The 12173-nt window shown below is 72.1% G+C and carries 9 protein-coding genes; 6 read left to right on the top strand and 3 right to left on the bottom strand.

Features of this window, described 5'->3' with window-relative positions; all coding sequences use genetic code 11:
* The first annotated feature begins 65 nt into the window (after positions 1 to 65).
* The 6 genes from ACPXCS_RS06025 to ACPXCS_RS06000 all read left to right on the top strand — a co-directional run bounded on the left by ACPXCS_RS06025 (position 66) and on the right by ACPXCS_RS06000 (position 8418).
* Complete coding sequence (locus ACPXCS_RS06025; RefSeq protein WP_425943801.1) at positions 66 to 2435, top strand: SulP family inorganic anion transporter; 2370 nt, start codon at positions 66 to 68, stop codon at positions 2433 to 2435.
* 484 nt (positions 2436 to 2919) lie between these two features.
* The gene (acs, locus tag ACPXCS_RS06020) at positions 2920 to 4875 is read left to right on the top strand and encodes an acetate--CoA ligase (protein WP_425943803.1); all 1956 of its coding nucleotides are present in this window, start codon (positions 2920 to 2922) and stop codon (positions 4873 to 4875) included.
* Positions 4876 to 5074: 199 nt separating this feature from the next.
* Complete coding sequence (gene nhaA / locus ACPXCS_RS06015) at positions 5075 to 6511, top strand: Na+/H+ antiporter NhaA (protein WP_425943805.1); 1437 nt, start codon at positions 5075 to 5077, stop codon at positions 6509 to 6511.
* Positions 6512 to 6637: 126 nt separating this feature from the next.
* On the top strand, positions 6638 to 7126 hold the full coding sequence (locus ACPXCS_RS06010) for a phage holin family protein (protein ID WP_425943807.1): 489 nt from the start codon (positions 6638 to 6640) through the stop codon (positions 7124 to 7126).
* Positions 7123 to 8061: an alpha/beta fold hydrolase gene (locus ACPXCS_RS06005; RefSeq protein WP_311677962.1), complete on the top strand. Its 939-nt coding sequence runs from the start codon at positions 7123 to 7125 to the stop codon at positions 8059 to 8061. Before ACPXCS_RS06010 ends, ACPXCS_RS06005 begins: the two co-directional genes overlap by 4 nt.
* 174 nt (positions 8062 to 8235) lie before the next feature.
* Positions 8236 to 8418 (top strand): hypothetical protein, encoded by a 183-nt coding sequence (locus ACPXCS_RS06000; RefSeq protein ID WP_425943809.1) that lies wholly within the window; start codon positions 8236 to 8238, stop codon positions 8416 to 8418.
* 99 nt (positions 8419 to 8517) lie between these two features.
* Here the strand turns inward: ACPXCS_RS06000 and ACPXCS_RS05995 are convergent, their stop codons facing one another.
* From ACPXCS_RS05995 to nth, 3 genes are all read right to left on the bottom strand, one after another.
* On the bottom strand, positions 8518 to 9717 hold the full coding sequence (locus tag ACPXCS_RS05995) for a MarP family serine protease (RefSeq protein WP_425943811.1): 1200 nt from the start codon (positions 9715 to 9717) through the stop codon (positions 8518 to 8520).
* A gap of 13 nt (positions 9718 to 9730) precedes the next feature.
* Positions 9731 to 10426: an NUDIX hydrolase gene (locus tag ACPXCS_RS05990; RefSeq protein WP_425943813.1), complete on the bottom strand. Its 696-nt coding sequence runs from the start codon at positions 10424 to 10426 to the stop codon at positions 9731 to 9733.
* A 259-nt stretch (positions 10427 to 10685) separates the two neighbouring features.
* On the bottom strand, positions 10686 to 11816 hold the full coding sequence (nth, locus tag ACPXCS_RS05985) for an endonuclease III (protein ID WP_425943815.1): 1131 nt from the start codon (positions 11814 to 11816) through the stop codon (positions 10686 to 10688).
* Positions 11817 to 12173: the final 357 nt, after the last annotated feature.

Genomic DNA, 12173 nt, shown 5'->3' with positions numbered 1-12173 from the left:
CCGATCCCCGCCCCGAGCGGGACCCCAGTCACGCGACCGCGCAGCCCCGGAGGAGACGGGAAACCATGTCAGCCTGCGTCCCCACACGTGCCGCCGACCCGAACCGCACCGAGCGCACTCATCCGCCCCACAGTCCGCCGCCGACCGGCCCCCGCCGCTTCCGCGTCGCGGGTGCCGACGTGTCGGCCTCGATCGCGGTCTTCCTGATCGCCCTGCCCCTGTCCCTGGGCATCGCCCTCGCCACCGGCGCCCCGCTCCAGGCCGGCCTCGTCGCCGCCGCCGTGGGCGGACTCGTGGCCGGGCGGCTCGGCGGCTCCCCGCTCCAGGTGAGCGGTCCCGCCGCCGGACTCACCGTCGTCACCGCCGACCTCATCCAGCGCTACGGCTGGCGGACGACCTGCGCCATCACCGTCCTCGCGGGCCTCGCCCAACTCGGGCTCGGCTGCCTGCGCGTGGCCCGTGGCGCCCTCGCCGTCAGCCCCGCCATCGTGCACGGCATGCTCGCCGGCATCGGTGTCACCATCGCCGTCGCCCAGCTGCACATCGTGCTCGGCGGCACCCCGCAGAGCTCCGTCCCGGACAACCTGCGCGCGCTGCCCGCCCAGTTGGCGCAGATGCGCCCCGCGTCGGTGTCGGTCAGCGCGCTGACGCTGGCGCTGCTGCTGCTCTGGCCGAGACTGCCCGGCCGGGCCGGACGCCTGCTGCGCAAGGTGCCGGCCGCGCTCATCGCCGTCGCCGGAGCCACCGCGGCCGCCGCCCTCGCCGGGCTGCGCCTGCCCAAGGTGGACCTGCCGTCCTGGAGCAACCACGCCCTGGCCGGACTGCCCGAGGGCCCCGTACTGGGCCTGATCGCCGCCGTGTTGACCACCACGCTGGTGTGCAGCGTGCAGTCGCTGCTCGGAGCGGTGGCAGTGGACAAGCTGGTGGCCGGCCGCCCGGGCCTGCCCCCCGGGGTCGGACGCTCCGACCTCGACCGGGAGCTGCTCGGACAGGGCGCCGCCAACATCGTCTCCGGCTCGCTCGGCGGCCTGCCCATCGCCGGTGTGGCGGTGCGGACGACGGCGAACGTGAACGCGGGAGCGGTGAGCCGGAACTCCACGATGCTGCACGGCGTTCTCGTAGTGATCGCCACGCTGCTGATGGTCCCCGTCCTGGAGCTCATCCCGCTCGCCTCGCTCGCCGCCCTGGTGATGTCGGTCGGCATCCAGATGGTGTCCCTGAACCACATCCGTACGGTGACGCGCCACCGAGAAGTGTGGGTCTACGCCGTCACGACCCTGGGCGTGGTGTCCCTCGGCGTCCTCCAGGGCGTCGCCCTGGGCATCGCCATGGCCGTGGCCGTCGCCCTGCACCGCCTCACGCGCACCCGCATCACACACGACGAGAGGGAAGGAGTCCATCACGTACACGTCAGAGGACAGTTGACGTTCCTCGCGGTGCCGCGGCTCAGCCGGGCCCTGCATCTCGTCCCCCATGGCGCGGACACCGTCGTCGAACTGGACGGGTCGTTCATGGACCACGCGGCGTACGAGACGCTGCAGGACTGGCAGAAGACGCACACCGCGCAGGGCGGCACCGTCGAGATCACCGGCCGGCACCCCGGCACGCGCATCTCCGAGCCCTCAACCATCGCCGACTGCCGCTGCCGGCCCTGGACGGCCTGGCGCAACCACCAGTGCGAGGGCCAGCAGTCCCCGCCTCCGCCCGAGAAGAACGCGGACGGGTCGAACGGTCCCGAGCCGGATCCGGCGGGCACCGGCGCCGGCCGCGGGCACGAACTGGCGCGCGGCATCAGCACCTTCCAGCGCAACACCGCGCCCCTGGTGCGCAGTGAGCTGGCCCGGCTGGCGCGCGAAGGGCAGCGGCCGTCGCAGCTCTTCCTGACCTGCGCCGACTCACGACTGGTCACGTCGATGATCACCTCCAGTGGTCCGGGCGACCTGTTCGTGGTGCGCAACGTGGGCAACCTCGTCCCGCGACCGGGCGAGGAGAGCGGCGACGACTCGGTGGCGGCCGCGATCGAGTACGCCGTGGACGTACTGCGGGTACGGTCCATCACGGTGTGCGGGCACTCGGGATGCGGTGCCATGCAGGCCCTGCTCAACTCCGAGCCCGGCGGCACCCGGACACCGCTGGAGCGCTGGCTGCGGCACGGCCGGCCGAGCGTGGAGCGCATGGCCGACGGCAGCCGCCCCTGGGGCAGCCTGGCCGGACGGGCGCCCGAGGACCCGGTCGAGCAGCTCTGCCTGATCAACGTGGTCCAGCAGCTGGAGCATCTGCGCGCCCACGACTCGGTGGCCCGGGCCCTCCGGGAAGGCACGCTGGAACTGCACGGCATGTACTTCCACGTGGGCGAGGCCGAGTCGTACCTGCTCACCGACGCGGACGGCGGCCGCGCCTTCGACCGGGTCCGGGAGGCGGACCTGACGGCGTGAGCCGGGCAGTCGGTCACCCGGGGCCGGGCGGCCGGTCCCCGGCGCGCGAGTGAGCCGACCCGAGCCACTCGGGCGGCCCGCCGGTCCCGGACCCAGGCCCGGCCGGCGCACCGGTCTCCGGCCCGCCCGACCGACCCGCCGGTCCCGGGCCCGGGCCCGGCCAACCAGCCCGGGCCCGGAAACCGGCCCAGGCCGGTCAGCCGGACAGGGGGCGCGATCCCTTCCCCCACGGGACAGGGGCGCGCCCCCCACCCCCGCGGGATCACACACCCCGCCACCCGCCGGGCCCTCCCGCCCGCCGGGTGACGGCCGTTACATCGGCTGAACTTTCCCTGGTCGGCGTCCGTGGGTACGGATGACCCCGGCCGCCGACCCCACCCCTGACAGGTCTAAACCAATCGGCGGTCGACCCTTGTCATCGCACCCCCGGGTCTGATGAGCTGTGGCCTGGGACACAACGGACACCCTGGGAAAGGCAGATGCCGTGAGCAACGAAAGCCTGGCCAACCTGCTCAAGGAAGAGCGCAGGTTCGCACCCCCCGCCGACCTGGCCGCCAACGCCAACGTCACCGCGGAGGCGTATGAACAGGCCAAGGCTGACAGGCTCGGCTTCTGGGCCGAGCAGGCCCGTCGGCTGACCTGGGCCAAGGAGCCCACCGAGACGCTCGACTGGTCGAACCCGCCGTTCGCCAAGTGGTTCAAGGACGGCGAGCTCAACGTCGCCTACAACTGCGTCGACCGGCACGTGGAAGCGGGGCACGGCGACCGCGTCGCCATCCACTTCGAGGGCGAGCCCGGCGACAGCCGCGCGATCACCTACGCCGAACTCAAGGACGAGGTCTCCAAGGCGGCCAACGCGCTGCTGGAGCTGGGAGTCCAGGCCGGCGACCGGGTCGCCGTCTACATGCCGATGATCCCCGAGACGGCGATCGCGATGCTGGCCTGCGCCCGGATCGGCGCCGCCCACTCGGTCGTCTTCGGCGGGTTCTCCTCGGACGCGCTCGCCACCCGCATCCAGGACGCCGACGCGCGCGTGGTCATCACCTCCGACGGCGGCTACCGGCGCGGCAAGCCGTCCGCGCTCAAGCCGGCCGTGGACGAGGCCGTGACGAAGGCGGGCAACGTCGAGCACGTCCTGGTCGTGCGCCGCACGGGCCAGGAGGTCGCCTTCACCGAGGGCCGCGACGTGTGGTGGCACGACCTGGTGGGCCGCCAGAGCGCGGAGCACACCCCGCAGGCCTTCGGCGCCGAGCACCCGCTGTTCATCCTCTACACCTCGGGCACCACGGGTAAGCCGAAGGGCATCCTGCACACCTCCGGCGGCTACCTCACCCAGGCCGCCTACACCCACCACGCCGTCTTCGACCTCAAGCCGGAGACCGACGTCTACTGGTGCACCGCCGACGTCGGCTGGGTCACCGGCCACTCGTACATCGTCTACGGCCCGCTCGCCAACGGCGCGACGCAGGTGATGTACGAGGGCACGCCCGACACTCCGCACCAGGGGCGCTTCTGGGAGATCGTGCAGAAGTACGGCGTGACGATCCTCTACACGGCGCCGACCGCGATCCGGACGTTCATGAAGTGGGGCGACGACATCCCCGCCAAGTTCGACCTGTCCAGCCTGCGCGTGCTGGGCTCGGTGGGTGAGCCGATCAACCCCGAGGCGTGGATCTGGTACCGCAAGAACATCGGCGGCGACCGCACCCCGATCGTCGACACCTGGTGGCAGACCGAGACCGGCGCGATGATGATCACTCCGCTGCCGGGCGTGACCGCCACCAAGCCCGGCTCCGCGCAGACGCCGCTGCCCGGCATCGCCGCGACGGTCGTCGACGACGAGGCGAACGAGGTGCCCGACGGCGGGGGCGGCTACCTGGTGCTGACCGAGCCGTGGCCGTCGATGCTGCGCACCATCTGGGGCGACGACCAGCGGTTCATCGACACGTACTGGTCGCGCTTCGAGGGCAAGTACTTCGCCGGTGACGGCGCCAAGAAGGACGACGACGGCGACATCTGGCTGCTCGGCCGGGTCGACGACGTCATGCTCGTCTCCGGGCACAACATCTCCACCACCGAGGTCGAGTCCGCGCTGGTCTCGCACCCGTCGGTCGCCGAGGCGGCCGTCGTCGGCGCGGCGGACGAGACGACCGGGCAGGCCATCGTCGCGTTCGTGATCCTGCGCGGCTCGGCCGCCGAGACCGAGACGCTGGTCGACGAGCTGCGCGCCCACGTCGGCAGCACCCTCGGCCCGATCGCCAAGCCGAAGCGGATCCTGCCGGTGGCCGAGCTGCCGAAGACCCGCTCCGGCAAGATCATGCGCCGGCTGCTGCGGGACGTCGCCGAGAACCGCCAGCTGGGTGACGTCACCACCCTGACGGACTCCACGGTCATGGACCTCATCCAGGCGAAGCTGCCGGCCGCACCCAGCGAGGACTGATCGCGCACGCGCATGGCGCGGACCGCGGAGGGCACCCGGCGCTCGGTACACCGGGTGCCCTCCGCGCGTCCCCACCGCAGCTCAGGGGATGCGAGCGGGCACACCCTTAGCTAAACTAAGCAAAACAACTGCTCCATGGTGCGCCGGGAAGTCTGGTCGGCATGCGCTCAGCCCTGCCCACCGACCGGAGGTCTCCCCCGTGACCGCGCCCCGCTCCAGCACCCCCCGCAAGGTCCTCGGACGGCTCTCCCTCCCCGAGCGGACCTACGTGGCCGACGCGCTGCGTACCGAGACCGTCGGCGGGGTGCTGCTCCTCGTCGCCGCGGTCGCCGCCCTGCTCTGGGCGAATCTCCCCGGACTGCACGACAGCTACGAGAGCGTCTCCCACTTCCACTTCGGTCCCGCCGCGCTCGGCCTCGACCTGTCGGTCGCCCACTGGGCCGCCGACGGCCTGCTGGCGATCTTCTTCTTCGTCGCCGGGATCGAGCTCAAGCGCGAACTCGTCGCCGGGGACCTGCGCGACCCCAAGGCGGCCGCGCTCCCGGTCGTCGCCGCCCTGTGCGGCATGGCCGTGCCGGCGCTGGTCTACACCCTCACCAGCGTCAGCGGCGGCGGTTCCCTGGCCGGGTGGGCCGTGCCGACCGCCACCGACATCGCCTTCGCCCTCGCCGTGCTCGCCGTCATCGGCACGTCCCTGCCGAGCGCGCTGCGGGCGTTCCTGCTGACGCTCGCCGTCGTCGACGACCTCTTCGCGATCCTGATCATCGCCGTGTTCTTCACGGATGGGCTGAACTTCGCGGCGCTCGGCGGTGCCGTGGCAGGGCTGCTGCTCTTCTGGCTGCTGCTGCGGGGCGGCGTACGCGGCTGGTACGTGTACGTGCCGCTCGCGCTGGTGATCTGGGCGCTGATGTACAACAGCGGCGTCCACGCCACCATCGCCGGTGTCGCCATGGGCCTGATGCTGCGCTGCCACCGCAGGGAGGGCGAGGACCACTCCCCCGGCGAGCACATCGAGCACCTCGTCCGGCCGCTGTCGGCGGGACTGGCCGTTCCCCTGTTCGCGCTGTTCAGTGCGGGTGTCTCGATCTCCGGCGGTGTACTCCCCGAGGTGTTCAGGCAGCCGGAGACCCTCGGTGTGGTCCTGGGGCTCGTCGTCGGCAAGGCGCTCGGCATCTTCGGCGGGACCTGGCTGACGGCCCGTTTCACCCGGGCCTCGCTCAGCGACGACCTCGCCTGGGCGGACGTCTTCGCGGTGGCGAGTCTCGCCGGCATCGGCTTCACCGTGTCGCTGCTCATCGGCGAACTCGCCTTCGACGGCGACCAGGCCATGACCGACGCGGTCAAGGCGGCGGTGCTGATGGGCTCCCTCATCGCCGCGGCCCTCGCGACCGTCCTGCTGAAGATCCGGAACGCCAAGTACCGCCGCCTGTGGGAGGAAGAGGAGCGCGACGAGGACGCCGACGGCATCCCGGACGTCTACGAGGAGGACGACCCGGCGTACCACCTGCGCCTGGCCGACCGCTACGAACGCAAGGCCGCCGAGCACCGCCGGATCGCCCGGGAGAAGGCAGCGGCGCGCCACGGGCTTGCAGAAGTGCCGGGCGGGGCAGGCGATGACCGCGACGGTCCGGCATGATCTGACGAGACGGTACAAAAGACGGGACCGTACGCAGTCGGGCCGCACGCAGTCGACGACTGTGGCGAGCCCGGCACGGAACGCGGAAATCGGACCGTACGCAGAAGAGGGAAGAGGGAGACCGCGATGAGCGCACCCGACGGCAGCCCGGTCGGCGCCGAACGCAGCATCGGCCAGCTGTTCGCCTCGGCGACGGCGGAAATGTCGGCGCTGGTGCACGACGAGATCGCGCTGGCGAAGGCCCAGCTCAAGCAGGACGTCAAGCGGGGTGCGACCAGCGGCGGCGCGTTCTCGATGGCCGGCGCGGTGCTGATCTTCTCCCTGCCGATGCTGAACTTCGCGCTGGCCTACGGCATCCGAACCTGGAGCGACTGGAACCTCGCGGTCTGCTTCCTGCTGTCCTTCGCGGCGAACGTGCTGGTCGCGGGCGTTCTGGCGCTGATCGGCGTGGTCTTCGCGAAGAAGGCCAAGAAGAGCAAGGGCCCGCAGAAGGTCGCCGCCTCGATGAAGGAGAGCGCGGTCGTGCTGCAGAAGGCCAAGCCGCACCCGCGCCCGGAGCTCACCCAGGACCGGGTCCCCGAGGCCATCGAGGCTGTGGCACGCTCATCGTCATGACGGACCCCGCCCCCGCCCCGGCACAACCGGCCTCGGCCGTACTCCTGGACGGCCCCTGGAGCCACCGCGACGTCGCCGCCAACGGCGCCCGCTTCCACATCGCCGAACTGGGCGACGGACCGCTGGTGCTGTTGCTGCACGGGTTCCCGCAGTTCTGGTGGACCTGGCGGCACCAGCTGGTGGCGCTCGCCGACGCGGGCTTCAGGGCCGTCGCGATGGACCTGCGGGGCGTCGGGGGCAGCGACCGCACACCACGCGGCTACGACCCCGCCAACCTCGCGCTCGACGTCACCGGAGTCATCCGCTCGCTCGGCGAGCCCGACGCCGCGCTGGTCGGCCACGACCTGGGCGGATACCTGGCGTGGACGGCCGCCGCGATGCGCCCCAAGCTGGTGCGGCGGCTGGCGGTCGCCTCCATGCCGCACCCGCGGCGCTGGCGCTCGGCCATGCTGCGGGACGTCAAGCAGACGCGCGCCGGTTCACACATCTGGGGGTTCCAGCGGCCCTGGATCCCGGAGCGTCAGCTCACCGCCGACGACGGGGCGCTGGTGGCCGAACTGATCCAGGAGTGGTCCGGGCCGCGCCCGCCGGAGGAGGAGGCGCTGGAGAACTACCGCCGCGCGATGTGCATCCCCTCCGCGGCGCACTGCGCGGTCGAGCCGTACCGCTGGATGGTGCGCTCCCTGGCCCGCCCGGACGGCATCCAGTTCAACCGCCGGATGAAGCGGCCCGTGCGCGTGCCGACGCTCCATCTGCACGGCTCGCTCGACCCCGTGATGCGCACCCGCAGCGCGGCCGGCTCCGGCGAGTACGTCGAAGCCCCCTACCGCTGGCGGCTGTTCGACGGTCTCGGTCACTTCCCGCACGAGGAGGACCCGGTCGCCTTCTCCTCGGAACTCATCAACTGGCTGCGGGATCCCGAACCCGACCGGTGACCGCGCGACCGGCGACCGCCCGACCGGTGACCGCCCGACCGGTGACCGCGCGACCACGTCCGGTACGCCCCCGTCTGAACACCTGTCCTACGAACGGCCACTTGCCCGGCGCATAGGCCAATTGGACCCGCCGGAGGCGGTTATCGACCATGGGGCGGGGGCACACGTCGGGGTATGGGCTGGACGCACGACTACAGTGACGCAAGCCGCAATCGCCGCTCGGCGGGCGGAGCGAACCCCCACCGACGCAGCGGCGCACCGCAGATGGCGACCGCCGACCCCAGGGTCGGGATCCCTCGCATCCTCCGCCGCCGGGCCCGCTGGGTCTCCGTACGACTGCGCCACACACGCGACTGACGCGTCACCCCGGCGAGTGATAGGCGAGTGACCCGCGCGGGACTGATACGCGAATGACCCGCGTGTGACGCGCCGGAACGCCCGGTCCCGGGCCCGTCCCTAGAGCGCGCAGCTGTCGCTGCCCACCTGCTGGGTGGCGGTGCGCCCCTTGGTGATGTCGTCCTGGATCTCGTCGACGGTGAGCGCGTAGCCCGTCTCGGCGTCGTCGAGGGACTTGGCGAACACCACGCCGTAGACCTTGCCGTCGGGCGTGAGGAGCGGGCCGCCGGAGTTGCCCTGGCGGACGGTCGCGTAGAGCGAGTAGACGTCGCGGCGGACCGTGCCGCGGTGGTAGATGTCCGGGCCGTTGGCCGTGATGCGCCCGCGCACGCGCGCGGCCCGCACGTCGTACGCCCCGTTCTCCGGGAAGCCCGCGACGATCGCGCTGTCTCCGCTGCTCGCGTCACCGGTGGTGAACCGCAGCACGGGCGCCTTGAGGTCCGGCACGTCCAGGACGGCGATGTCGCGCCGCCAGTCGTAGAGCACGACCGTGGCGTCGTACTTCCTGCCCTCGCCGCCTATCTGCACGGTGGGCTCGTCGACGCCGCCCACCACGTGGGCGTTGGTCATGACACGGCGGTCGGAGAAGACGAAGCCGGTGCCCTCCAGGACCTTGCCGCAGCTCGGGGCCGTGCCCATGACCTTGACGATGGAGCGCTGGGCTCGGGTCGCGACCGGGCTGTTCGCCAGGGCCGGGTCGGGCGGCTGGACGTCGGTGATCGGCTCGTTCGCGAACGGGCTGAAGACCTGCGGGAAGCCGTTCTGCGCGAGGACGGAGGAGAAGTCCGCGAACCAGGTGGCGGCCTGGTCCGGCAGCGCCTGGGAGACGCCGAGCAGGACCTTGGAGTTGCGGACCTCCTTGCCCAGCGTCGGCAGCGTCGTGCCCGCGAGGGCCGAGCCGATCAGCCAGGCGACCAGGAGCATGGCCACGACGTTGACCAGGGCGCCGCCGGTGGCGTCCAGTGCCCGGGCCGGGGACCAGGTGATGTGCCGGCGCAGCTTGTTGCCGAGGTGGGTGGTGAGGGCCTGGCCCACGGAGGCGCAGACGATGACGACGACGACCGCGACGACGGCCGCGGTCGTGCTCACCTCCGCGTTGTCCGTGATCGCGTCCCAGATGACGGGCAGCACGTAGACGGCGACGAGGCCACCGCCCAGGAAGCCGATCACCGACAGGATGCCGACGACGAACCCCTGGCGGTACCCCACGACCGCGAACCACACGGCGGCGACCAGCAACAAGATGTCCAGCACGTTCACGGAGGCCACCCTGTCATGCGCGCCAGTCGAGCGGGACCTGCTTCTCCCGGTCCCAGGGCCGCTCCCAGCCCGCGAAGTGCAGCAGCCTGTCGATGATTCCGGCCGTGAAACCCCAGACAAGGGCCGATTCGACCAGAAATGCCGGGCCTCGGTGGCCGCTGGGGTGGACCGTGGTGGCCCGGTTCGCCGGGTTCGTGAGATCCACCACGGGGACGGTGAAGACCCTCGCGGTCTCGTTCGGATCGACGACCCCGACCGGGCTGGGCTCACGCCACCAGCCCAGCACCGGCGTCACGACGAAACCGCTGACCGGGATGTACAGCCGGGGCAGGACGCCGAAGAGCTGGACGCCGGCGGGGTCGAGGCCCGTCTCCTCCTCCGCCTCGCGCAGGGCGGCGCGCAGCGGACCGTCACCCTGTGGGTCGCCGTCCTCCGGGTCGAGAGCACCGCCGGGGAACGAGGGCTGGCCGGCGTGCGCGCGCAGGGAGCTCGCACGCTCCATGAGCAGCAGCTCGGGGCCGCGCTCGCCCTCCCCGAAGAGGACCAGCACGGCGGACTGCCGACCGGCGCCGTCCTTCGGGGGCAGGAAGCGGCTGAGCTGCGTCGGCCGGACCGTCTCCACGGCGTGCACCACCGGGTCGAGCCACGCCGGCAGGCCGTCCTTGCTCACCGTCACCGGCCCGCCCTGTGTGTCGCTCGCCCGCGTCATCGCCACCCCCGTCGTCCTGCCGCTACCAACGCCCGGCACCCCCGAGATCGTTCCGCGGCGGGCCGGTATCCATCGTCCGGGGGGCTTTCGGGGAGGCCGGGAGAGCGCACGGGACGCACACAGCGGCTCAGACGACCACGGACACGCCCCCTCGGCTTCCCGCCGCGGCCGGTTCGCCCTGGCGTACGCCCTGGCGTCGCACCGCGGTGGCCCGGGCGACGGCCCGGGCGGTCCGCGCCGCCGGTCCGGCACCGCTCCCTCATCCGGCCCCCAGGGGCGGGGCCGGTGTGCCGCCCGCGTCCAGGTACGCCTGCGGAGGCCGCAGCCGCTGGCCCGGGAAGCCGCCCTTCTCGTACTTGAGCAGCTTCTTCGCCTTCTCCGGGTCCGTCTCCCCCTCCCCGTACGCGGGGCAGAGCGGGGCGATCGGGCAGGCGCCGCAGGCGGGCTTGCGGGCGTGGCAGATGCGGCGGCCGTGCCAGATGACGTGGTGCGAGAGGTCCGTCCAGTCGCTCTTCGGGAAGAGCGCGCCGATCGCGGCCTCGATCTTGTCCGGGTCGGTCTCGGCGGTCCACTGCCAGCGGCGCACCAGGCGCTGGAAGTGCGTGTCGACGGTGATGCCGGGGCGCCCGAAGGCGTTGCCGAGCACGACGAAGGCGGTCTTGCGGCCGACGCCCGGCAGTTTGACCAGGTCCTCCAGCCGGCCGGGCACCTCCCCGCCGAACTCCTCCACCAGGGCCTTCGACAGCCCTATGACCGACTTCGTCTTGGCCCGGAAGAAGCCGCAGGGGCGCAAAATCTCCTCCACCTCCTCCGGGTTGGCGGCGGCGAGGTCCTCGGGCGTCGGGTACTTGGCGAAGAGGGAGGGTGTCGTCTGGTTGACGCGCAGGTCGGTCGTCTGCGCGGACAGCACCGTGGCGACGACCAGCTGGAAGGGGTTGTCGAAGTCCAGCTCGGGGTGGGCGTACGGGTAGACCTCGGCGAGCTCGCGGTTGATACGGCGGGCCCGGCGCACCAGCGCCGTGCGCGACTCGCCGCCCGGCGGGTGGACGACGGTCTTGGCGGGGGCCGTGCCCTTGACCCGCGCGGTGGCCTTCTTGGGCGCGACGGTGACCTTCTTGGCGGCGGGGGCCTTCTTCACGGGGGCGGCCTTCCGAACGGCGGCCGCCTTCCCGGCAGGCGCGGCCTTCTCCGCCCCGGCGGCTTTCGTCCCACCGGCACTCTTCGTCGCCCCGGCGGTCTTCTTCACGCCGGTGGTCTTCTCGGCGGCAGCGGTCTTCTTCGCGCCGGTCGTCGTCTTCGCAGCAGCGGGCTTCTTCACACCACTCGTCGTCTTCGCAGCAGCCGTCTTCTTCGCGGCGGCGTCCCCCTTCCCAGGGGCGGCTTCCGTCACTGAAGTCGCTCTCTTCCCGGCAGGCGTCCGCCCGGTCGGCGCGGGCCCGCCCGGAGCCGCCGCCTCCCCTGTCGCTTTCGCCGTTTTCCTACCGCCATCGGGGCTCTGTTCGCCCACGGCGGAATCGCGACGTACAACCACCCGCGCAGCCCCCTCGGCCTGTGCTCTCACCGGCGATTTGGACACCCGGCCAGCCTAAGGCCAGGCACCGACATCCGCCCCGGCCCCTGAAGATCGGCGCCCAATTGGACCCCTGCCGCGTACCCCGGGACACCTGTGCGGCATCCTTGTGACAGATCACACTGTTTGGACCGTCCGGCAAAATGGGCACCACGGTCCCCTGATACGCGGGGGAAC

The organism is Streptomyces sp. DT190, from assembly GCF_049846985.1.
In the GTDB taxonomy this organism is placed as follows: domain Bacteria; phylum Actinomycetota; class Actinomycetes; order Streptomycetales; family Streptomycetaceae; genus Streptomyces.
This window is presented reverse-complemented; position numbering and strand designations above follow the sequence as displayed.